The 20,551-nt window shown below is 64.5% G+C and carries 22 protein-coding genes; 4 read left to right on the forward strand and 18 right to left on the reverse strand.

Going from position 1 to position 20,551, the window contains the following annotated elements; all coding sequences use genetic code 11:
- Window positions 1-53 precede the first annotated feature (53 nt).
- Together M9H71_RS01750 and M9H71_RS01755 are read right to left on the reverse strand one after the other, a co-directional pair.
- On the reverse strand, window positions 54-1,106 hold the full coding sequence (locus M9H71_RS01750; RefSeq protein WP_455403389.1) for an alcohol dehydrogenase: 1,053 nt from the start codon (window positions 1,104-1,106) through the stop codon (window positions 54-56).
- Window positions 1,107-1,185: 79 nt separating this feature from the next.
- A complete protein-coding gene (locus tag M9H71_RS01755; RefSeq protein ID WP_455403390.1) occupies window positions 1,186-2,175 on the reverse strand; it encodes an NAD(P)H-dependent flavin oxidoreductase in 990 nt (329 codons plus the stop codon).
- An 84-nt stretch (window positions 2,176-2,259) separates the two neighbouring features.
- On the opposite strand from M9H71_RS01755, the gene M9H71_RS01760 reads away from it, so the two are divergent.
- The gene (locus M9H71_RS01760; RefSeq protein WP_455403391.1) at window positions 2,260-3,822 is read left to right on the forward strand and encodes an AMP-binding protein; all 1,563 of its coding nucleotides are present in this window, start codon (window positions 2,260-2,262) and stop codon (window positions 3,820-3,822) included.
- 65 nt (window positions 3,823-3,887) lie between these two features.
- On the opposite strand, the gene M9H71_RS01765 is transcribed toward M9H71_RS01760, so the two are convergent.
- From M9H71_RS01765 to urtA, 15 genes are all read right to left on the reverse strand, one after another.
- The gene (locus M9H71_RS01765; RefSeq protein WP_455403453.1) at window positions 3,888-4,610 is read right to left on the reverse strand and encodes an urease accessory protein UreF; all 723 of its coding nucleotides are present in this window, start codon (window positions 4,608-4,610) and stop codon (window positions 3,888-3,890) included.
- Window positions 4,600-5,220, reverse strand: coding sequence for an urease accessory protein UreE (locus M9H71_RS01770; RefSeq protein WP_455403392.1), 621 nt, complete (start codon window positions 5,218-5,220; stop codon window positions 4,600-4,602). The genes M9H71_RS01765 and M9H71_RS01770 overlap by 11 nt, the downstream gene beginning before the upstream one ends.
- A 243-nt stretch (window positions 5,221-5,463) precedes the next feature.
- Window positions 5,464-5,763 carry a putative quinol monooxygenase gene (locus M9H71_RS01775; protein WP_455403393.1) on the reverse strand — a complete coding sequence of 100 codons (300 nt, stop codon included), beginning with the start codon at window positions 5,761-5,763 and terminating at the stop codon, window positions 5,464-5,466.
- 37 nt (window positions 5,764-5,800) lie between these two features.
- The gene (locus M9H71_RS01780) at window positions 5,801-6,100 is read right to left on the reverse strand and encodes a putative quinol monooxygenase (RefSeq protein ID WP_455403394.1); all 300 of its coding nucleotides are present in this window, start codon (window positions 6,098-6,100) and stop codon (window positions 5,801-5,803) included.
- A 282-nt stretch (window positions 6,101-6,382) separates the two neighbouring features.
- A complete protein-coding gene (gene ureC, locus M9H71_RS01785; protein WP_455403395.1) occupies window positions 6,383-8,095 on the reverse strand; it encodes an urease subunit alpha in 1,713 nt (570 codons plus the stop codon).
- Window positions 8,092-8,628 (reverse strand): HD domain-containing protein, encoded by a 537-nt coding sequence (locus M9H71_RS01790; protein WP_455403396.1) that lies wholly within the window; start codon window positions 8,626-8,628, stop codon window positions 8,092-8,094. Before M9H71_RS01790 ends, ureC begins: the two co-directional genes overlap by 4 nt.
- A gap of 13 nt (window positions 8,629-8,641) precedes the next feature.
- The gene (locus M9H71_RS01795; protein WP_455403397.1) at window positions 8,642-9,121 is read right to left on the reverse strand and encodes a hypothetical protein; all 480 of its coding nucleotides are present in this window, start codon (window positions 9,119-9,121) and stop codon (window positions 8,642-8,644) included.
- 9 nt (window positions 9,122-9,130) lie between these two features.
- Window positions 9,131-9,436 carry an urease subunit beta gene (locus tag M9H71_RS01800; protein ID WP_455403398.1) on the reverse strand — a complete coding sequence of 102 codons (306 nt, stop codon included), beginning with the start codon at window positions 9,434-9,436 and terminating at the stop codon, window positions 9,131-9,133.
- 137 nt (window positions 9,437-9,573) lie between these two features.
- The gene (locus tag M9H71_RS01805; RefSeq protein ID WP_415217827.1) at window positions 9,574-9,876 is read right to left on the reverse strand and encodes an urease subunit gamma; all 303 of its coding nucleotides are present in this window, start codon (window positions 9,874-9,876) and stop codon (window positions 9,574-9,576) included.
- Between the two features lie 48 nt (window positions 9,877-9,924).
- On the reverse strand, window positions 9,925-10,761 hold the full coding sequence (locus tag M9H71_RS01810) for an urease accessory protein UreD (protein WP_455403399.1): 837 nt from the start codon (window positions 10,759-10,761) through the stop codon (window positions 9,925-9,927).
- Between the two features lie 277 nt (window positions 10,762-11,038).
- Entirely contained in the window at window positions 11,039-11,734 is a 696-nt protein-coding gene (gene urtE, locus M9H71_RS01815; protein WP_455403400.1) for an urea ABC transporter ATP-binding subunit UrtE, read from the reverse strand.
- Window positions 11,735-11,957: 223 nt separating this feature from the next.
- Entirely contained in the window at window positions 11,958-12,722 is a 765-nt protein-coding gene (urtD, locus tag M9H71_RS01820) for an urea ABC transporter ATP-binding protein UrtD (RefSeq protein ID WP_164572045.1), read from the reverse strand.
- Window positions 12,723-12,726: 4 nt separating this feature from the next.
- Complete coding sequence (gene urtC / locus M9H71_RS01825) at window positions 12,727-13,893, reverse strand: urea ABC transporter permease subunit UrtC (RefSeq protein ID WP_455403401.1); 1,167 nt, start codon at window positions 13,891-13,893, stop codon at window positions 12,727-12,729.
- Between the two features lie 172 nt (window positions 13,894-14,065).
- A complete protein-coding gene (gene urtB, locus M9H71_RS01830) occupies window positions 14,066-15,679 on the reverse strand; it encodes an urea ABC transporter permease subunit UrtB (RefSeq protein ID WP_455403402.1) in 1,614 nt (537 codons plus the stop codon).
- Window positions 15,680-15,772: 93 nt separating this feature from the next.
- A complete protein-coding gene (gene urtA, locus M9H71_RS01835) occupies window positions 15,773-17,107 on the reverse strand; it encodes an urea ABC transporter substrate-binding protein (protein WP_455403403.1) in 1,335 nt (444 codons plus the stop codon).
- A 503-nt stretch (window positions 17,108-17,610) separates the two neighbouring features.
- Here urtA and M9H71_RS01840 point away from each other — a divergent pair.
- The 3 genes from M9H71_RS01840 to M9H71_RS01850 all read left to right on the forward strand — a co-directional run bounded on the left by M9H71_RS01840 (window position 17,611) and on the right by M9H71_RS01850 (window position 19,832).
- Window positions 17,611-19,032 (forward strand): DEAD/DEAH box helicase, encoded by a 1,422-nt coding sequence (locus M9H71_RS01840; protein ID WP_455403454.1) that lies wholly within the window; start codon window positions 17,611-17,613, stop codon window positions 19,030-19,032.
- 24 nt (window positions 19,033-19,056) lie between these two features.
- Complete coding sequence (gene infA / locus M9H71_RS01845; protein WP_011159210.1) at window positions 19,057-19,335, forward strand: translation initiation factor IF-1; 279 nt, start codon at window positions 19,057-19,059, stop codon at window positions 19,333-19,335.
- 284 nt (window positions 19,336-19,619) lie between these two features.
- On the forward strand, window positions 19,620-19,832 hold the full coding sequence (locus M9H71_RS01850; protein ID WP_011440687.1) for a cold-shock protein: 213 nt from the start codon (window positions 19,620-19,622) through the stop codon (window positions 19,830-19,832).
- A gap of 95 nt (window positions 19,833-19,927) precedes the next feature.
- On the opposite strand, the gene M9H71_RS01855 is transcribed toward M9H71_RS01850, so the two are convergent.
- Window positions 19,928-20,545, reverse strand: a complete 618-nt coding sequence (locus tag M9H71_RS01855; RefSeq protein ID WP_455403404.1) for a TadE/TadG family type IV pilus assembly protein — start codon at window positions 20,543-20,545, stop codon at window positions 19,928-19,930.
- Window positions 20,546-20,551: the final 6 nt, after the last annotated feature.

Raw genomic sequence — 20,551 nt, forward strand, 5'->3', positions numbered from 1 at the left:
TGGGCTCCGGGATTGCTTCGCTTCGCTCGCAATGACGAAAACTGCGGCGGGCTTTACGGCGTCAGCACCGCGCGGCCGACCAGCTTGCCCTTCTGCAGATCGATGAGCGCATCGTAAGCCTGCGACAGCCCCACCTTGGTGACCGGGATCGGCGACACCTTCTTGGCGCGAACCAGATCGAGCAGCTCCTGAGTCTCCGCGAGATTGCCGACATAGCTGCCCTGAATGGTAATCGCCCGCATCGGGATGAACGGCAGCGCCCATGGCGCGCCGCCGCCGAACAGGCCGACGATCACCAGCTTGCCGCCCTTGGTGAGGCAATCGAAGCCGAGCTGCGCGGTCTGCGGATTGCCGACCAGATCGAGCGCACCGCGTACCGGGCCTTTGGCGATCGCCGCGATCTGCGCCAGCGCATCCGGTGCTGCGCCGTCGACCGCGCCGAGCGCACCGGCCTTTTGTGCCGCCTCGCGCTTGGCCGCATCGATGTCGACCATGATGGCGCCCTTGCCGCCCATCGCCTTGAGCAGCTCCAGCGCCATCAATCCGAGGCCGCCGGCGCCGAAGATCACGATCGGACTGTCGAAGCAGAAATCCAGCTTCTTCAGCGCGCTGTAGGTGGTGATGCCGGAGCACGCATAGGGCGCCGCGGTCACCGGATCGAGCCCGTCGAGGCTGAGCAGATAGCGCGGATGCGGCACGATCAGCTCGTCCGAATAACCGCCGTCACAATACACGCCGAGGAAGCGCGGCTTCAGGCACATATTCTCGTCGCCGGCCTTGCAGACATCGCAGCTCCCGCAGCCGATCCACGGATACACCAGCGCGACCTCGCCGATCTTGGCGTCCTTGGCGTCGGGGCCGGCGGCAACGATCTCGCCGACGGTCTCGTGGCCCATCGTCAGCGGCAGCGCGACGCCGCGATCGGCGAGCGACAACTTCTTGCGGCCGTGGCCGAGTTCATAGCCGCCCTCCCAGATATGCAGATCGCTGTGGCAGATGCCGGCCGCCTTGACGCGCACCAGCACCTGCGTGCCGGTCAGTTCCGGCGTCGGCCGGTTGTCTTCGCTCAGCGGCTTGCCGAAATCGGTGACGCGAAAGCTCCTCATGGCGTAATCTCCCGAGAGTGTTTTTGTTTATCGCCGAAGCATGCCACGGCGCCGCACGGTCGTCGATGGCCGGCGCAGCTTACGCCGCGCTGCGGAATTCGGCCGCAGTCTGCGCCACCAGCTCGGCGATCGGCACGATGCCGCCGATCCCGGAGGCCGAATGCCCAGCGCTCCAGATGTCGCGCCAGCGCTTCGGCCTGTCCTCGCGCGCGCCGACGTCGATGTCCTTGCCGATATCGATGCCGCCGCGCTCCGGCAGATCGTCCGGATCGAGCCCGGCGGCGACGATCGACGGCCGCAGCATGTTGGTCTGCAGCCCGGTGAAGGCTTTGGTCAGCAGGATGTCGTCGGCACTCGCCTCCACCAGCATCGCCTTGTAGCGCGGGTCCGCAAGGCTCTCTTCGGTGGCGATGAACTTGGTGCCCATGTAGCCGAGATCGCAGCCGAGCGTCATCGCGGCGCGCAGCGCGACGCCATCGCTGATACCGCCGGCCAGCACGATCACGCCGTCAAAGAACTGCCGCACCGCGCGCACGAAGGCGAACGGATTGAGCCAGCCGGTCTGCCCACCGGCGCCGGCGGTGAGCAGTACCAGGCCGTCGACGCCGGCCGCCGCCGCGCGTTCGGCGTGACGGATGCTGGCGACGTCGGCCAGCACCATCGCGCCGACATCGTGCAGCGGTGCAATCACCGGCTGCGGCGAGCCGACGCTGGTGATCACCACCTCGGGCTTGTGCCGCAACAGCAGCTTCAAATCGTCGCCGAGCCGCGCATTGGAGCGATGCACGATCAGGTTCGGGCACCATGGCGCGGCGCGCCGGCCGCTCGCCTGCTCGTGCGCGTCGAGTCGCCGGGTGATCTCGCCGAGCCATTCGCCGAGTTGTTCCGTCGTGCGGCAATTCACCGTCGGAAATGATCCGATCACGCCGTTCCGACACGCCGCCGCTACCAGATCGACGCCGGACACCAGAAACATCGGCGCCGCAATCAGCGGCAAACTGAGACGATCGCCAAAGCGCGCCAGACGGTCCGATGATTTCACGGCAGTTTCCTCCTGCTCTGTTTGCATCGACTGTGGCCAGCCGTGCTAATGTGGTTGCCGAACATTGGCACGCCCAATAGCCGATGACAAAACACAAGGGAGACGAACGCCATGACTGCCGAGCTCAACTCCTTTCCGACCGCGGGCACGCAGACGCTGCGGGCGCTGGCGCGCTATCCGTCGCGCACCGCGTTCGCCTGGCCCGGCGGCAGCCTGAGCTACCGCGGCGCCACCGACATGATCGGCAGCATCCAGAAGGTGTTCATGGGACTCGGCCTGCCGCCGGGCACGCGCGTCGCGCTACTCACCGCTAATCGTGCCGACACTTGGTGCGCCGGCGTCGCGGCGCAGCTCTGCCGCTTCGCCATCACTTGGCTGCACCCGCTCGGCTCGCGCCAGGATCAACTCGATCAGATCGAAGATTCCGGCGCCACGGTGCTGGTGGTCGATGCCGCGGCGTTTCTCGAACGCGGCGGCGAGCTCGCCGCCCAGGCCAGCGGCCTGCGCCACGTCTTCACCGTCGGCCGCGCCGACTACGGCCTCGATCTGTTGGCAGCGATGGACCGGGCCGGCAGCGCCACGCCGCGCGACTATGCGCAGGTCGACGACGTCGCGGTGCTGAACTACACCGGCGGCACTACCGGCAAATCCAAGGGCGCGCTGCGCCGGCATCGCGAGACTGCGGGCTTCGCGAGCGCGATCCTCGCCGATTTCGAGATCCCGTTCGACCCGCGCTATCTCACCGTGGCGCCGATCAGCCATGTCGCCGGCACCAAGGTGCTGCCGTCGCTGATCCGCGGCGGCACCGTACACATGATGAAGGGGTTCGACCCTGAGGCCGTGCTGCAGACCATCGCGCGCGAGAAGATCAACTTCACGCTGTTCGTGCCGACCATGGTCTACGTGCTGCTCGATCATCCGGCGCTCGCCAAGACCGACCTGTCGTCACTCGATCTGGTGCTGTACGGCGCTTCGCCGATGTCACCGACCCGGCTGATCGAAGGTATCGAACGGATCGGGCCGGTGTTCTCGCAGCTCTACGGCCAGACCGAGTGCTATCCGGTGTCGGTGCTGCGCAAGGCCGATCACGATCCGAAGCAGCCGGAACTGTTTCTGTCGTGCGGCTTCCCGATCGCCGCGTGCGACGCCCGGATTCTCGACGAGAACGATCAGGAAGTCGCCGACGGCGAAGCTGGCGAGATCTGCGTGCGCGCGCCGCACGTCATGACCGAATACTGGCAGCGCCCGGAACAGACCGCCGAGACGCTGAAGAACGGCTGGCTGCACACCGGCGACATCGCCAAGCGTGACGACCGCGGCTACATGTACATCCTCGACCGCAAGAAGGACATGATCGTGTCCGGCGGCTTCAACATCTTCCCGCGCGAGGTCGAGGACGTGTTGTCGACCCATCAGGACGTCGCGATGGTCGCGGTGGTGGGCGTGCCCGACGACAAATGGGGCGAAGCCGTCACCGCGGTCGTGGTCGCCAAACCCGGCACCAAGCCCGACGAGCGCGACCTGATCGAGCTCGTGAAGACCCGCAAAGGCTCGGCGCATGCGCCGAAGTCGGTGCAGTTCGTGACCGAGCTCCCCATGACTGGCGTCGGCAAGATCGACAAGAAGGTGCTACGCGCCGGCTTCTGGGCCGGGCGCGATCGGATGGTGGGGTAGTTCGCAATCCCTTCAATGGTCATTCCGGGGCGCGCGCAGCGCGAACCCGGAGTGACGACTTGGTATTACGACCGAAACAGCCGGGTGTACTGCGTCTCGTGGCGGAGGCTGGCGAGATCGGCGCGGAAGGTGGCGGTGCCGAGGTCGTCGAGCGAGGCGGCGAGCGCGCGGCTGCCCGTCGCGATCACCGATGGCTCCAGCGCGGCGAGCACGCGCTGGCTGTCGGTCTGGCCGAGCGGAATCAGCCGCGCGCCGGCAGAGATCCAGTTCGACGTCACCGCGTGCAGGAAGGCGTGCAGCGTCGCTGGCAGCGGCACGCCGTGCGCTGCGCTGACCACGCCGACCGCGACCGGATAGGCGATCGCCTCGCCGCACGCGGCCACCGCGCGGCCGAGGCCGTCGCTGTCCCACGCGTTGCGGGCGATCTGGATGAAGGCGCGGCCCTGCGACAGCGTCTCGAGCTGCCGCTCCGCCGAGGTGACGAACGCTGCGGCAAGTTCGGCTACCGCGTGCAAGCCGGCGTCATCGCCTCGCTCCGCGGCGCAATAGGCATGACAGAGCAGCACCGCGTCGCAGAAGCCGGCGCCGTGCTGCAGCATCGCATCGAGCCAGTCGCGCAGAGTAGCGGCGTCGGTGACGTCGCCCGCCTCCACCGCCCATTCGATGCCGCTGGAATAGGAGAACGCGCCGACCGGAAACGCCGGCGACAGCCAGGTCATCAACCGGTACAGCGCCGCACTCTGCTCTGCGGGCAGCGGCTGCGCCGATGGCTCCGGCTCAGTGCTCATGCTTGTGGGAGTGGCCGTGCGAATGACCGCAATGCTCGTCATGGACGTGATCATCATGCCCATGATGATCGTGCCCGCAACCGTGACCATGGGCATGACCGTGATGATCATGACCGTGATGATCATGGTCATGATGCGCGTGATCGTGGGGCGCGTGTGCGGCCTCGCCGCTGTCATGCGCGGGCGCGTAGGCGCCGCCTTCCGGATCGAACGGCGCTTCGATCTCCACCACCTTGCCGCCGAGGCCGCGCACCATGTCGGCGATGACGTGGTCGCGGCGAATCCGCAGCGCCTTGGCCATCAGTTGCGTCGGCAGATGGCGGTTGCCGAGATGCCAGGCGAGCCGCACCAGATGCAAGGAATCGCGGCCGCGGATTTCGAGCAGCGGCTCGGGCGCCGCGACGACTTCCACCAGGCGCCCGTCGTCGAGCACCAGCGCGTCGCCGCCGCGCAGCGCCACCGCGTGCTCGAGGTCGAGCAGGAATTCGAGGCCGCGCGTGCCGGTCATCGCCATCCGGCGGCGATGGCGATCATCGAACGCCAGCACGACGGTGTCGGCCGCCGGCGCCGTAAAGTGATATTGCCCGTAGACTTTGCTGGCTCGGATCATGGAGTGCTCATCGCATATCAGGACGAGCCAGAAGCTTTAGAGCATTTCCCGGGCGAGGGAAATCCGGATCACACCGCGCGGCGAGGACTTCATGAGCGCTTTGAAACGGCTGTATGCGGCTCAATGGAAGTGACCACCTCTCCCCGTCGTCATTGCGAGGAGCGAAGCGACGAAGCAATCCAGAGGCTCGGCACACCGATGCTGGATTGCTTCGCTTCGCTCGCAATGACGCGGAGAGCTGCCTCAGAACGTCTCGACCTTGCCGTCGCTGATGATCTCGATCACGGTCGGCGAGGCTTTCAGCGGCGCCGACAGTTCGCGCCACACCTTCATGTGCGGCGCACGGGCATGGGCGTTGAGATCCTCCCGGCTCTCCCAGCGCTCCACCACCACGAAGGTGTTCGGATCGTTGATCGAGATGTGGTTCTCGTAAGAGATGCAGCCCTTTTCCTTGCGGGTCTCGGCGATGCACGCCTTGGCGCCTGCGATGTAAGCGTCTCGCGACTCCGGCTTCACTTGGGTGGTGGCGACGACGTAAATCATGGGGATCTTCCCTTCTCGTTGGCGGCTGCGAGGCTGCTTACTTCACGTCGACTTTGGCCGGCGTGATGATCTCGATCTTCGGCGGCGCCATCAGGCATTTGGCAGCGGCACGGCCGAACGCCTTGAAGTGCTCGGTCTTGCCGTGCGGGCCGAGCGCCTCCGCGTTCTCCCACTGTTCGACGAACACCATCTGGGTGGGATCGGTGACGCTCTCGTGCAGATCGTAGGCGACGTTGCCCGGCTCCTGGCGCGTGCCAGCGATACAATCCTTGGCAGCGGCGATCAGCTCGGCCCGCATCTCGGGCTTCACGGTCAAAGTGGCGATGACATAGATCACGAATATTCCTCCCGGCGGATTGTCAATGCAACTCGGCGCTCGTTGTCAGGCCGGCGCCGCCGCCGGACCATAGGCGGATGCCGCCGGGATGCAAAGGGGTGGCTCAACCGCGTCGACGCGCCACCACGCGACGGTCATTCCGGGATGCGCGCGAACGCGCGCAGACCCGGAATCGCGAAGTTTGTGCGGATCGAGATTCCGGGTTCGCCGCTTCGCGGCGCCCCGGAATGACCGGCGGAGAGGTTGCGCGTAACAGGCTGGTGTTGACGAACGAGAAGCCCCTCAGAACATGAAGTAGCGCTGCGCCAGCGGCAGCACGTCGGCGGGCGCGCAAGTGAGCAGTTCGCCGTCGGCGCGGACTTCGTAGGTCTCGGGATCGACTTCGAGCTTCGGCGTGGCGTCGTTGTGGATCATGCTCTTCTTGGAGATGCCGCTGCGGACGTTGCTGATCGGATACAGCGTCTTGGCGATGCCGAGATCGCGCGCCAGATTGCCCGCGGCCGCGGCCTGCGAGGTGAACACCACCGACGACGCGGTCAGCGCCTTGCCGAAGGCGCCGAACATCGGCTGGTAGTGCACCGGCTGCGGCGTCGGGATCGAGGCGTTGGGATCGCCCATCGGCGCCGCGACGATGCTGCCACCCTTGATGATGCAGTCCGGCTTGACGCCGAAGAACGCCGGCGACCACAGCACCAGGTCAGCCATCTTGCCCTTTTCGACCGAACCGATCAGCTTCGACACGCCATGCGCGATCGCCGGGTTGATCGTGTACTTGGCGATGTAGCGCTTGACCCGGAAATTGTCGTTGCGCGCCGAGTCCTGCGGCAGCGCGCCGCGCTGCTTCTTCATCTTGTCGGCAGTCTGCCAGGTGCGGATGATCACTTCGCCGAGCCGGCCCATCGCTTGCGAATCCGACGACATCATCGACAGCGCGCCGAGGTCGTGCAGGATGTCCTCGGCCGCGATCGTCTCCTTGCGGATGCGGCTCTCCGCGAAGGCGAGATCCTCGGCGATCGACGGATCGAGATGGTGGCATACCATCAGCATGTCGAGATGCTCGTCGATAGTGTTCCTGGTGAACGGCCGCGTCGGATTGGTCGACGACGGCAGCACGTTGTCGAGGCCCGCGACCTTGATGATGTCCGGCGCGTGGCCGCCGCCGGCGCCTTCGGTGTGAAAGGCGTGAATGGTGCGGCCCTTGAACGCCTTCACAGTGTCTTCGACGAAGCCCGACTCGTTGAGCGTGTCGGTGTGAATCATCACCTGGATGTCGTAGGCGTCCGCGACGGTGAGGCAGTTGTCGATCGCCGCCGGCGTCGTGCCCCAGTCCTCGTGCAGCTTGAGCGCGCAGGCCCCGCCTTCGATCATCTCCCTCAGCGGGCCGGGCAACGCGGCGTTGCCCTTGCCGGAAATGCCGAGATTGACCGGGAAGGCATCGAACGACTGGATCATCCGGCCGATATGCCACGGCCCCGGCGTACAGGTCGTCGCGAAGGTGCCGTGTGACGGACCGGTGCCGCCGCCCAGCATGGTCGTCACGCCGCTCATCAGCGCATGTTCGATCTGCTGCGGGCAGATGAAATGGATGTGGCTGTCGAAGCCGCCGGCGGTGAGGATCTTGCCTTCGCCGGCGATCACGTCGGTGCCGGGACCGATGATGATATCGACATTGGGCTGGATGTCCGGATTGCCGGCCTTGCCGATCGCGGTGATCACGCCGGCGGTGATGGCGACATCGGCTTTGACGATGCCCCAGTGATCGACGATCAGCGCGTTGGTAATCACGGTGTCGGCGGCGCCGTCGGCATTGGTCACCTGCGACTGCCCCATCCCGTCGCGGATCACCTTGCCGCCGCCGAACTTCACCTCCTCGCCGTAGGTGGTGAAATCCTTCTCGACCTCGATGATCAGATCGGTGTCGGCAAGCCGGACACGGTCGCCGGTGGTCGGGCCGAACATGTCGGCATAGACGGAACGTGCAATCTTCGTGCTCACAACACGGCCCTCCCGGACGAGGCGGTTTCGTCGTAGATGCGTTCGAGCCAGACGTTGACGCCGCGGCAACCCGCGACCACCTGGTCGGCCCAATCGAGGTAATCGGCCAGCCGGTCGCGCTCCCAATCGTCGGGCGGCGAAAAGATCAACGAGCGTAGATTGCTGATCTTGTCGGCGAGCTTGATCATCCGCGCCCGGCCGGTCAGATGCGGCGCGTGCTCGACCTGCAGCCGCTTGCGCGTCGCCTTCGGCAGCGTCTTGTCGTCGGTGCATTCGATCACCAGCGCAGCGACGTCCTCGCCGAACTGTTCGATCAGCTCGTCGCGCGTCGTGCCGGAGTCCTCGACCGTGTCGTGCAGCCAGCCGGCGGCGACCAGCGCCGCGTCGGAGCCGTCGGTCGCCACCGCCAGCAGTTCGGCGACTTCGGCGAGGTGGTTGACATAGGGCTCCTTCGCCGCCCCCTTGCGCCGCTGCCCGGCATGGCAACGCGCGGCGAAATCCGCGGCGCGGGAGACGAGAACAAGGCCGGTCATTCGAAGATATCCATCATGTGGCCTTGCAATTCAAAGAGCTCTGATCTTGAGGCATCGGATGGACTCTTCTGAGTACGTCAGGCGACACGACTGCGATCGCACACAAAAGCGCAGAAAATATGAGCATAACGCTCCAAAAAGCGAAGCGAGCCTGTTTTAATTGACCAGACTTGTTGTCATCGTAATGACCGACTAATCCCGACGCTCCCAAGAAGCCTTTTTCCAACTTCTTGATATAAGACTCGTGCACTTGAACGATGCTTGCGTGCCCTCGATAACGAAAAAGACCATAAGCACATACAATTGCCGGGACAGCAAATAGCACTACCAAGGCGGTATGGTCTGCAATGCGCTGAGAGAAGAACGTAAAGTAGACCGCACCAATCGCGACTACACTCACTATCTCGAAATTATTCATGGCCGCAATTTCGTGATCAATGCGAGTATGTGCCGCCTTCAGCTCTTCGAGCTTAAATTGATCTTGATTGGTCATCAAAGCATCCTACAGCTTGCCCATCACGTCGCCGCGGAAGCCGTAGATGGTGCGGTTGCCGGCGAGTTCGACGAGTTGCACGTCGCGGCTCTGGCCGGGCTCGAAGCGCACCGCTGTCCCGGCCGCGATGTCGAGCCGCATGCCGCGGGCCTTGTTGCGGTCGAATTGCAGCGCCGGATTGGTTTCGAAGAAATGATAGTGCGAGCCGACCTGGATCGGCCGGTCGCCGCTGTTGGCCACCGCCAGCGTCACCGTGGTGCGGCCGGCATTGAGCTCGATCTCGCCGTCTTCGATGAACAGTTCACCGGGGATCATGGTCATTCTCCACAACAGGCGTCATTGCGAGCGAAGCGAAGCAATCCAGAGCCGCACGCGTGGCCCTGGATTGCTTCGTCGCTGCGCTCCTCGCAATGACAAACGAAAGGGCTTTCGAAGCGACGGCACATTGCCGCTTATCGGATCGGCTGATGCACGGTAACGAGCTTGGTGCCATCGGGGAATGTCGCCTCGACCTGGATGTCGTGGATCATCTCGGCAATGCCGTCCATGCACTGGTCGCGGGTGATCACCTGGGCGCCGGCATGCATCAGTTCGGCGACACTGCGGCCGTCGCGCGCGCCCTCGACGATGAAGTCGGTGATCAGCGCGATAGCCTCGGGATGGTTGAGCTTGACGCCGCGCTCGAGGCGGCGGCGGGCGACCATCGCGGCCATCGAGACCAGCAGCTTGTCCTTTTCGCGGGGGGAGAGGTTCATGAAGGCACTCGATCGATTGAGCCTGAAATTCGCTTGGCGGGACGCGGGTCAACTCAGCCACAGCCGCGGCAGCGCGCGACCGGCAGCGCGGCCGAGAACAGTCATCATGTCGGCGCGCAGCTTCGCGGCATTTTGGGCACAGAACCGGGCCATTGCAAACCCATTCCACGCTGAAATCCCAACCTCGGCGCCGAACGCATCCGCCTCCGCGCGCAGCCGCTCGACCAGCACGGCATCGCCGGGCACAATCAGCGCGGTGCCGATCGCAACGCCGCTATTCATCACAGCGCGCCGTCCAAATAGACTGCCGATATCGCCGTCGAGCCGAACAGTTTCGGCGAGCACCAGCTTGCCACCGCGCCGCATCCGCCAGCGGTCGACGAAGCGGCCATGCTGCATCGTCTCACCCATCGCCGAGCGGCCGAAGATCACCATCTCGGAGAGCAGCAGCGAGGCATCCTCCGCAAGATCGATATCGATCCGGCGCTCGGCGCGGGCGTGGTCAAACAGGATGGTCTCCTGCGGCAGCCACGCCAGATGGCCGCCGCCCGCGACCTTGAGCGCGATGTCGAGCTGCGCGGCCGGGCCGTGCGAACGATACACTTTCTCGGCCGCCGCCGTCGTCAGCGTCAGCCGCGCATCGGCCTGAACGTCGAGGCTGATGCTGAAGCGATCACCACCGGCGACGCCGCCCGCGGTGTTGACCAGCACGGCCGACAGCCCCCGCTGTTCCGGCGATGGAAAGCGCACGCGGAGCGATCCGGCTTCATGCATCGGCCCTCGCCGCGTGACGCCGCCATCCGCCCGTACCTCCACAGTCACTTCGCCGACCGCCCGATTGGCGGCGAAGGTCTTCGAAGCCGTGAGGCTGGTATCCGCGATCATGCCGAGTATCCGCAGCGCTGCCACACCGGCCGCGGGCTCCCTCGCCCCGCCCTGGACTCACTTGCTCGCCCCGAGCACGGCGAGCTCCCTCGCCCCGCTCGTGCGGGGAGAGGGTTGGGGTGAGGGGCAACGCGTGTCACGCACTCTCGGCTACGCGGAGACGCCCCCTCACCCGATCGGCATCGCTGCGCGACGCCGATCGACCTCTCCCCGCGCGCGGGGAGAGGTGAAGACGGGCGCTCGTGGTGATGCCGAAACTGATGAGTCAAAAGTCGTCCTACAGCGCCATCTGCCGGCTGATCTCTGCGGGGTCGAGGCTGGCGCGGTCGCAGGTGTATTTTACCGCGCCGCGGTCCATCACCGCAAAGCTGTCGCCGAGCTCGCAGGCGAAATCGAGATATTGCTCGACCAGCACAATGGCGATGTTGCCGAGATTGCGCAAATACGAAATCGCCCGGCCGATGTCCTTGATGATCGACGGCTGAATGCCTTCGGTCGGCTCGTCGAGCAGCAACAGCTTCGGCCGCATCACCAGCGCCCGGCCGATCGCCAGTTGCTGCTGCTGGCCGCCGGACAAGTCGCCGCCGCGGCGGTTCAGCATCGAGTTGAGCACCGGAAACAGCGAGAACACGTCGTCCGGAATCGACTTGTCGGCGCGCTTCAGCGGCGCGTAGCCGGTCTTGAGATTTTCTTCCACCGTCAGCAGCGGGAAGATCTCGCGGCCCTGCGGCACCAGCGAGATGCCGCGCCGCGCCCGCTCGTAGGGCTTCAGATGCGAGATGTCGGTGCCGTCGAAGGTGATCGCGCCCGACGCGATCGGCTGCTGTCCCACCAGCGCACGCAGCAGGCTGGTCTTGCCGACGCCGTTGCGGCCGAGCACGCAAGTGACCTTGCCGGGCTCCGCCGCGATCGACACCCCGCGGAGCGCCTGCGCGGCGCCGTAATACAGATTGATGTTGTCGACGGTGAGCATCGATGGCGTCCTCAATACGTCAGTTCAGCGACGGCCCGCTTCAATTGCACGGCAGTCGTCCTATTCACAAACGTCATCCCCCGCGCATGCGGGGGATCCAGTACGCCGCAGCGCTACGGTGAACACGCGGTGGCGCTCTGGAATACTGGGTCGCCCGCCTTCGCGGGCGATGACGGTTGAGAGCGGGGAGACGCCGCGTGAAACATCATTGGAAGATTGCGCATCACCGCCCCAGATACACTTCCACGACCCGCTCGTTGGCCGAAACATCGTCGATGCTTCCCTCCGCCAGCACGGTGCCCTCGTGCAGGCACGTCACCTTGACGCCGAGTTCGCGCACGAAGGTCATGTCGTGTTCGACCACCATCACGGTCTTGTCGTGGCTGTTGATCTCGCGCAGCAGCTCGGCGGTCTGCTGGGTCTCGACGTCGGTCATGCCGGCGACCGGTTCATCGACCAGCAATACCTTCGGGTCCTGCGCCAGCAGCATGCCGATCTCGAGCCACTGCTTCTGGCCGTGCGACAGCGAGCCGGCGAGCCGGTCGCGGGCGTCGCGCAGGCGGATGATGTCGAGCACGCGCTCGATCCGCTCGCTCTCGTCCCTGCTCCGCCGCCAGAACAGCGTGCCGCGGACGCTGTGATCGACGTTGAGCGCGAGCAGCAAATTATCCTCGATGGTCTGGCTTTCGAACACCGTCGGCTTCTGGAATTTGCGGCCGATGCCGAGCTTGGCGATCTCGGTCTCGTCCAGCTTGGTGAGGTCGACGGTGCCGTCGAACACCACCTCGCCTTTGTCCGGCTTGGTCTTGCCGGTGATGATGTCCATCATCGTGGTCTTGCCGGCACCGTTGGGGCCGATGATCGCCCGCATCTCGCCGGGCTCCAGCGTCAGCGACAGATTGTTGATGGCGTGGAAGCCGTCGAACGAGACGTGGACGCCGTCGAGATACAGCATCGCCGAGGTCGAGCGGGTTTCGAGCATGCTCATGACGTCACTCCGCCGGCTTCGGTTGGATCGCGCCGTCTTCGCGCGCCGCACTGTCGGCGACGTCGGTCGGTGGCGGCCTGCGCGACTCCAGCCACGCATTGACGGTGCCCACGATGCCCTTCGGCAGCAGCAGCGTCACCGCCACGAACATCGCGCCGAGCATGAACAGCCAATACGGCGCCAGCGGCCCGGAGGTGAACACAGTCTTGGCGTAGTTGACCACGATCGCCCCGAGCGCGGCACCGACCAGCGTGCCGCGCCCGCCGACGGCGACCCAGATCACCGCCTCGATCGAATTGGCCGGGGCGAATTCGCTCGGATTGATGATGCCCACCTGCGGCACATACAGCGCGCCCGCGACGCCGGCCATGCAGGCCGACAGCGTGAACACGAACAGCTTGTAGGATTCGACGCGGTAGCCGAGGAACCGGGTGCGGCTTTCGGCATCGCGGATCGCGATCAGCACCTTGCCGAGCTTGGAGCTGACGACCGCCCGGCAGATCAGGAAGCCGACCGCCAGCGCCAGACAGCTCAGCAGGAACAGCGCCGCGCGGGTGCCGTCGGACTGAATGTTGAAGCCGAGGATGTCCTTGAAGTCGGTCAGTCCGTTGTTGCCGCCGAAGCCGAAATCGTTGCGGAAGAACGCCAGCAGCAGCGCGTAGGTCATCGCTTGCGTAATGATCGACAGATACACGCCGGTGACGCGCGAACGGAACGCCAGCCAGCCGAAGCAGAAGGCCAACAGCCCCGGCACCAGCAGCACCATCACGGCCGCGAACCAGAACATGTCGAAGCCGTACCAGTACCACGGCAGTTCCTTGTAGTTCAGGAACACCATGAAGTCCGGCAGCACCGGATTGCCGTAGACGCCGCGGCTGCCGATCTGGCGCATCAAATACATGCCCATCGCGTAGCCGCCGAGCGCGAAAAACGCGCCGTGACCGAGCGAGAGAATGCCGCAATAGCCCCAGATCAGATCGATCGACAACGCCAGGATCGCGTAGCAGACGTATTTGCCGAACAGCGAGATCAGATAGGTCGGCACATGCAGAGCCGACGTCTCGGGTGTCAGCAGGTTGAGCAGCGGCAGCAGGATTCCGATCGCGGCGAGGACCACGAGGAACAACGTCGCGCCGCGATCCAGCGAGCGGGTGAGGATGTGCGGGGTCATCGGCCTTCACCCCGAGCACGGCGTTCTCCCCTCCCCCTTGCGGGGAGGAGTCGGGGGTGGGGGTCCACAAGCACTGAGCTTGTGGCAAGAGCCCTCACCCCGGCCCTCTCCCGCAAGCGGGAGAGGGAGTCAGTCTGCGACGCGGAGCGGATGCTGTGCATTCCAATCATCCTCATGCCTCCACCGCCCTGCCCTTCAACGCGAACAGGCCGCGGGGGCGTTTCTGGATGAACAGGATGATCAGAACCAGGATCGCGATCTTGCCGAGCACCGCGCCGGCGAACGGCTCCAGGAACTTGTTGGCGATGCCGAGCGAGAATGCGCCGACCAGCGTGCCCCACAGATTGCCGACGCCGCCGAACACCACCACCATGAAGCTGTCGATGATGTAGCTCTGGCCGAGATTGGGGCTGACATTGTCGATCTGCGACAGCGCCACGCCGGCGATGCCGGCGATCCCCGAGCCGAGCCCGAAGGTCAGCGCGTCGACCCGCGAAGTGGCGATCCCCATCGACGCCGCCATCCTGCGGTTCTGCGTCACCGCGCGCATTTCCAGCCCGAGGCTGGTGTAGCGGAGCATGGCCAGCAGCAGTGCGAACACCGCCAGCGTGAAGCACAGAATCCAGAGGCGGTTGTAGGTGATGGTGATCTGGCCAATGTCGAACGCGCCGCTCATCCAGCTCGGATTGCCAACTTCGCGATTGTTGGCGCCGAAGATGGTGCGCACCGCCTGCTGAAGCAGCAGCGAAATACCCCAGGTCGCGAGCAGCGTTTCCAGCGGACGGCCGTATAGGAAGCGAATCACGCTGCGCTCGATCAAGACGCCAATCGCGCCAGCGACGAGGAACGCCAGCGGCACGGCGATCAGCAGCGAATAATCGAACAGCGCGGGATAATGGGTGCGGATCGCCTCCTGCACCACGAAGGTGGTGTAGGCGCCGAGCATCACCATCTCGCCATGCGCCATATTGATGACCCCCATCACCCCGAAGGTGATGGCGAGGCCGATCGCGGCCAGCAGCAGCACCGAACCGAGCGACAGCCCATACCAGCCGTTCTGCACCAGCGACCACATCGCCAGGCTCCGCTCGATCGACGCCTTGGCCCCGGCGACGGCGTTGGTGACGGCAGCGCTCTGCTGTGTCGGCATCTCGGTAAGCAGAGCCAGCGCGTCCTGATCGCCCCGCGCCTTCATCACCGCAATGGCGTCGAGCCTGGCCGGATCGGCGGCGTCGGACTTGAACAGCACAATGGCGGCGCGCGCTTCGACGAAGGCCTGCCGGGCAGCCGCATTCTTCTCGGCCTTCAGGGCCGCCTCGACCGTCGGCAGCATGGTCTCGTCGTGGCTCTTGAACACCTGCTGCGCGGCCTGAATTCGCTTGTCGAGATAGGGCGACAGCAGCGTCAGACCGGCCATCGCGGCCTCGACAGTGCGGCGCAGCTTGTTGTTGAGGCGAACCTTGCTGGCATTGTCGGGCAGCGTGGCGACGGCTTCGCCGGTCACCGCGTTGCTGATCTTGTCGCCGGCGCCCTTGATGAACACCAGCTTGGTGTCGGAATCGGCGTACAAGCGCTGATCCTGCAGCGCAGTGATAATATCGGCGGCGCGCGGATTTCCGGACGCGATCAGCTTGCCGACCGCCTCCTCGGAGTCGGCGAAGGAGCCTTCGGCGAACTGCGCGACGGCGTCCTCGTAAGGACCTGCGAACGCCGGCGACGCTGCGGCGGCAGCCCACGCGATCACCAGGGCGGCGAGCAGCAGGCGCGACAGATGGATCAATGACACTGAATTATCCCGGCAAGGATGAAAGAGGTCGTCGTCGAGGAGAACCGGGCGGCGACAGCGCCGCCCGGTCGATTGCGGGTCGTCAGCAGGGCGTCAGGAGCCCTGGCCGCCGCACTTCTTGGTGACGGTGTTGTAGTTGCCGCACTTCAGCTTGACCCAGTCGGCTTCGAGGTCCTTCGAACCCGGCAGATAGTCGGACCAGGCGTCGCCCGGCACCAGCTTGGCCTTCTTCGGATCGTCCGGCGACACGACGTTGAACTGGCCGTCCGCCTGGATCTCGCCGATGAACACCGGCTTGGTGATGTGATGGTTCGGCAGCATTTCCGAGGTGCCGCCGGTCAGGTTCGCCTGCTTGATGCCGGGCAGCGCGTCGATCACCTTGTCCGGATCGAACGACTTCGCCTTCTCGACCGCCTTCACCCACATGTTGAAGCCGATATAGTGCGCTTCCATCGGGTCGTTGGTGGTGCGCTTCGGGTTCTTAGTGAACTCGTGCCAGGACTTGATGAACGCCTTGTTTTCGGGCGTGTTGATCGACTCGAAGTAGTTCCAGGCGGCGAGATGGCCGACCAGCGGCTTGGTGTCGATGCCGGCGAGTTCCTCTTCGCCGACCGAGAACGCCACCACCGGGATGTCGGTCGCCTTGATGCCCTGGTTGCCGAGCTCCTTGTAGAACGGCACGTTGGCGTCGCCGTTGATGGTCGAGACCACCGCCGTCTTCTTGCCGGCCGAGCCGAAGGTCTTGATCTTGGAAACTTCGGTCTGCCAGTCGGAGAACCCGAACGGGGTGTAGTTGACCATGATGTCTTCGGGGGCGACGCCCTTCGACTTCAGGTAAGCTTCGAGGATCTTATTGGTGGTGCGCGGATAGACGTAGTCGGTGCCTTCCAGCACCCAGCGCTTCACCTTTTCTTCCTTCATCAGGTAGTCGACCGCCGGGATCGCCTGCTGGTTCGGGGCCGCACCGGTGTAGAACACGTTGCGCTCGCTCTCCTCGCCTTCGTACTGCACCGGGTAGAACAGGATCGAATTCAGCTCCTTGAACACCGGCAGCACCGACTTGCGCGACACCGAGGTCCAGCAGCCGAACACCACCGAAACCTTGTCCTTGGTGATCAGCTCGCGCGCCTTCTCGGCGAACAGCGGCCAGTTCGAGGCCGGATCGACCACCACCGCCTCGAGCTTCTTGCCGAGCACGCCGCCCTTCTTGTTCTGCTCGTCGATCAGCATCAGCATCACGTCTTTCAGCGTCGTCTCGCTGATCGCCATGGTGCCCGACAGCGAATGCAGAATGCCGACCTTGATGGTGTCGTCGGCCGCACGAGCCGGGCCGAATGCCGACAGACCGAGAACCAAGCCGGCCGCCGCAGCCAGCCATTTGCGGCGGCTGATCGGCGTCGCTCCAAGACGCTTTGTTTCAATATGCATGAGGTGTCATCTCCCTGACGCAGACATGATGCGCGGCCCCAACGGCCGTCTGCAGCGAGAAACGATCGCAAGAAGTATGCCATCCCTACCGATACGGGTAAGGCTATGATCCAGCGGGTTAATTCGTCATCGCCGAAGGATCGCAAATGACGCATCCGCCCACGAAGCAGGCAGAACGATTGATTGCCGACTGGTCAACCAGATCAAATTATAGGCAACCATTCATTCGCTGACCAATTATTGCACTTTTCGATCATCGCCGCGGCGATCCTGAGCCGGATCTGCAATTCGACCTTGAAAGCGGTGCAGCGATGTTCCATATGACTGTGAGAGACCTAGAGATTCATCAGGTCGTTGCGAGCCGCGTGTTCTGATCCCGCATGCTGTGTGAACTGCGGTTTCTGGTTCGCCTTTCATCCGATTATAGCCGACGCTCCGGACACGCGAGCGTTCCAGAGTTTCGAAGCGCACCCGACGGGCTCCGTCGGGCGTTTGCTTTCATGATGGAAAGAACCAGCCTTTTGACCTCCTTTCAGGAATTCGGTCTCGCCGATCCCATCTCTCGCGCCCTCAAAGAAGAAAACTACCACACCCCGACACCGATCCAGGCGCAGACCATTCCGCTGGCGCTCGCCGGGCGTGACGTCGTCGGCATCGCCCAGACCGGCACCGGCAAGACCGCATCGTTCGCTCTGCCGATCCTGCATCGCCTCCTGGAGAACCGCATCAAGCCGGCCTCCAAGACCTGCCGCGTTCTGGTGCTGAGCCCGACCCGCGAACTGTCCGGCCAGATCCTCGACAGCTTCAACGCCTACGGCCGCCACATCCACCTCAGCGCCGCGCTCGCGATCGGCGGCGTGCCGATGGGCCGGCAGGTGCGGAGCCTGATGGGCGGCGTCGACGTTCTGGTCGCAACCCCCGGCCGGCTGCTCGATCTGGTTCAGGGCAACGCGCTGAAGCTGACCCAGGTCGAATTCCTGGTCCTGGACGAAGCCGACCGCATGCTGGACATGGGCTTCATCAACGACATCCGCAAAATCGTCGCCAAACTCCCGATCAAGCGGCAGACGCTGTTCTTCTCGGCGACCATGCCGAAGGATATCGCCGAGCTCGCCGAGCATATGCTGCGCGATCCGGCCCGAGTCGCGGTGACCCCGGTGTCATCGACGGTCGAGCGCATCAACCAGCGGGTGATCCAGCTCGACCATTCCGCCAAGCCGGCGGTGCTCGCCCAGCTTCTGAAGGACGAGAACATCAATCAGGCGCTGGTGTTCACCCGGACCAAGCACGGCGCCGACAAGGTGGTGAAGGGACTGGCCCGCGCCGGCATTACCGCCGACGCCATCCACGGCAACAAGTCGCAGAACTACCGCGAGCGGGTGCTGGCGGCATTCCGGACGGGCGAGTTGCGCACCCTGGTCGCCACCGACATCGCCGCCCGCGGCATCGACGTCGACGGCGTATCGCATGTGGTCAACTTCGATCTGCCGAACATTCCCGAGACCTATGTCCACCGCATCGGACGCACCGCGCGGGCGGGTGCCGAAGGTACTGCAATCTCGTTGTGCGCCGGCGAAGAAATGGCGTATCTGCGCGACATCGAAAAGCTGATCAAGGTGTCGCTGCCGAAAGAAGATCGCCGCACTCCTGGCGCCCATGCCAATCCGACCCCGCCCCCGCATCGCGGCGGCCGTCCCGCCGCCAATGGCCACGCCTCGCGCAGCGGGGATACGCCGCCGCGCGCCAAGAATCGCCGACGTCGCGTCGGTGCCGCTGGTCCCGGTCGTCAGCCGGAAGCCAGCCGCCACGAGACGACGGCACGTCCGCAATCGAACAGTCACGGCGAAGGCCTGCAGGGAGTGGCCTTCTTGCAGCGCAAGAACCGCCCCGCACAGCCGACCGCCCAACACCGACCGCATCGCTAACGTTAAGCCGATCTGGAGATTCCAATGGCTAAAGAAGAGCTGATCCAGTTCGAAGGACTGGTGACCGAAATTCTCCCCGATGCGCGCTATCGCGTGCAACTCGACACCGGGCACGAAATCGTCGCCTACACCGCCGGCAAGATGAAGAAGAACCGCATCAAGACCTTGGCCGGTGACCGCGTGACGGTTGAAATGTCGCCCTACGATCTGGAAAAGGGTCGGCTGATCTTCCGCCACAAGGACGAGCGGCCCGGCGGTCCTCCGCGCAGCGGCCCGCCGCGCGGCCAGTTCCGCCGCCGCTGAGCGAACGCACCGCAACAACAAGGGCGCTCTACCGATCGCGGCAGAGCGCCGAAGCTGCCCCTGGCCTGGAACTTGCGGGCGTTAAAAAATCGCGCATGCCAGGATTGTTTTGAGGGCAGGCTTCGCATAATATCTGTTAATCGATTTTCGGCCGGACGACATTAGCTATCCACCGGTACAGCCGGTTCAGAACGCTGACGACCCTTCCAAAAATTCGATCTCACCAGCCCACCTGAGACAACGTGGGTATCGACCGTGTCTATATTGAGAAGGGACTACCACCCGTGAGCATGGGAACCGTGAAGTGGTTCAACGCGACCAAAGGCTACGGCTTCATCCAGCCGGATGATGGCGGCAACGACGTGTTCGTGCACATCAGCGCTGTCGAGCGTGCCGGTCTCGGCACCCTGCGCGAGGGCCAGAAGATCAGCTACGAGATCGTTGCCGATCGCCGCTCTGGCAAGTCGTCGGCCGACAATCTGCGCGCCGCAAGCTGAGCAGATTTCGGATCTGAATCGAACGAGGCCGCGCCCACCAGCGCGGCCTCGTTTTTTATTGTCCCCTGCCCGCCGGCTGCGGAAAATGCCCCCCCTCAGGGACAGGCTGCGGCTTGCGGATAGCTGACGCATTTGGTCTGCCGCGGCCGCGTGTAAGACGTATCGCTCAGGTCGATTCCCGCTTTCGGCAGCAGATACGCGATCGTCGGCTGATACCGATAGGTGAACTCACTGAAGATCAAGAACGTATCCGGGACCTTGAGGCCGTTCGGAATGGAGATCGTATCACCCGCACCGTGGGGCGAGGCTGCGAGCGTCGCCGAAGCGGTGCTTCCGCTCACCGTCACCGTCCCCGACTTGCTCCACAACACCTTGGCGATCTTGTTTTTGTCCACGTAGATCTCGGTGATCGTCGCCTTCGCACTGTTCGCCTGATACGGCGTCAGCACGCCATAGCTGGCAGCGAACACGTTCTTCATATCATTGTCGGTGACGCTGCTGGCCTGCGATACCAGGTCGGAAAGCGTCCGCGCGACCAGCGTCACCTTGCGGTCCGCCGCAATTCCCGCAGTGATTTCCACGGTCGCCAGCAACATCAGCAGCATCAACGGCACGATCACCGCGAATTCCGTAGCCGCCACCCCGCGCCGATCGGCACGCAGCCGCAACAGCAGAAAACGCAAGCGGCGCAGATACTTCGTCGGAGTGCGCATTGCCAA

This window comes from Rhodopseudomonas parapalustris (assembly GCF_053772255.1).

Bases quoted from the DNA above. Each gene is read 5' to 3' on its own strand.
- M9H71_RS01750 (WP_455403389.1), bottom strand. From the start codon at position 1,106: ATGAGGAGCTTTCGCGTCACCGATTTCGGCAAGCCGCTGAGCGAAGAC.
- M9H71_RS01755 (WP_455403390.1), bottom strand. From the start codon at position 2,175: ATGCAAACAGAGCAGGAGGAAACTGCCGTGAAATCATCGGACCGTCTG.
- M9H71_RS01760 (WP_455403391.1), top strand. From the start codon at position 2,260: ATGACTGCCGAGCTCAACTCCTTTCCGACCGCGGGCACGCAGACGCTG.
- M9H71_RS01765 (WP_455403453.1), bottom strand. From the start codon at position 4,610: ATGAGCACTGAGCCGGAGCCATCGGCGCAGCCGCTGCCCGCAGAGCAG.
- M9H71_RS01770 (WP_455403392.1), bottom strand. From the start codon at position 5,220: ATGATCCGAGCCAGCAAAGTCTACGGGCAATATCACTTTACGGCGCCG.
- M9H71_RS01775 (WP_455403393.1), bottom strand. From the start codon at position 5,763: ATGATTTACGTCGTCGCCACCACCCAAGTGAAGCCGGAGTCGCGAGAC.
- M9H71_RS01790 (WP_455403396.1), bottom strand. From the start codon at position 8,628: ATGACCGGCCTTGTTCTCGTCTCCCGCGCCGCGGATTTCGCCGCGCGT.
- M9H71_RS01795 (WP_455403397.1), bottom strand. From the start codon at position 9,121: ATGACCAATCAAGATCAATTTAAGCTCGAAGAGCTGAAGGCGGCACAT.
- M9H71_RS01800 (WP_455403398.1), bottom strand. From the start codon at position 9,436: ATGATCCCCGGTGAACTGTTCATCGAAGACGGCGAGATCGAGCTCAAT.
- M9H71_RS01805 (WP_415217827.1), bottom strand. From the start codon at position 9,876: ATGAACCTCTCCCCCCGCGAAAAGGACAAGCTGCTGGTCTCGATGGCC.
- M9H71_RS01810 (WP_455403399.1), bottom strand. From the start codon at position 10,761: ATGATCGCGGATACCAGCCTCACGGCTTCGAAGACCTTCGCCGCCAAT.
- urtE (WP_455403400.1), bottom strand. From the start codon at position 11,734: ATGCTCACCGTCGACAACATCAATCTGTATTACGGCGCCGCGCAGGCG.
- urtD (WP_164572045.1), bottom strand. From the start codon at position 12,722: ATGAGCATGCTCGAAACCCGCTCGACCTCGGCGATGCTGTATCTCGAC.
- urtC (WP_455403401.1), bottom strand. From the start codon at position 13,893: ATGACCCCGCACATCCTCACCCGCTCGCTGGATCGCGGCGCGACGTTG.
- urtA (WP_455403403.1), bottom strand. From the start codon at position 17,107: ATGCATATTGAAACAAAGCGTCTTGGAGCGACGCCGATCAGCCGCCGC.
- M9H71_RS01840 (WP_455403454.1), top strand. From the start codon at position 17,611: ATGGAAAGAACCAGCCTTTTGACCTCCTTTCAGGAATTCGGTCTCGCC.
- infA (WP_011159210.1), top strand. From the start codon at position 19,057: ATGGCTAAAGAAGAGCTGATCCAGTTCGAAGGACTGGTGACCGAAATT.
- M9H71_RS01855 (WP_455403404.1), bottom strand. From the start codon at position 20,545: ATGCGCACTCCGACGAAGTATCTGCGCCGCTTGCGTTTTCTGCTGTTG.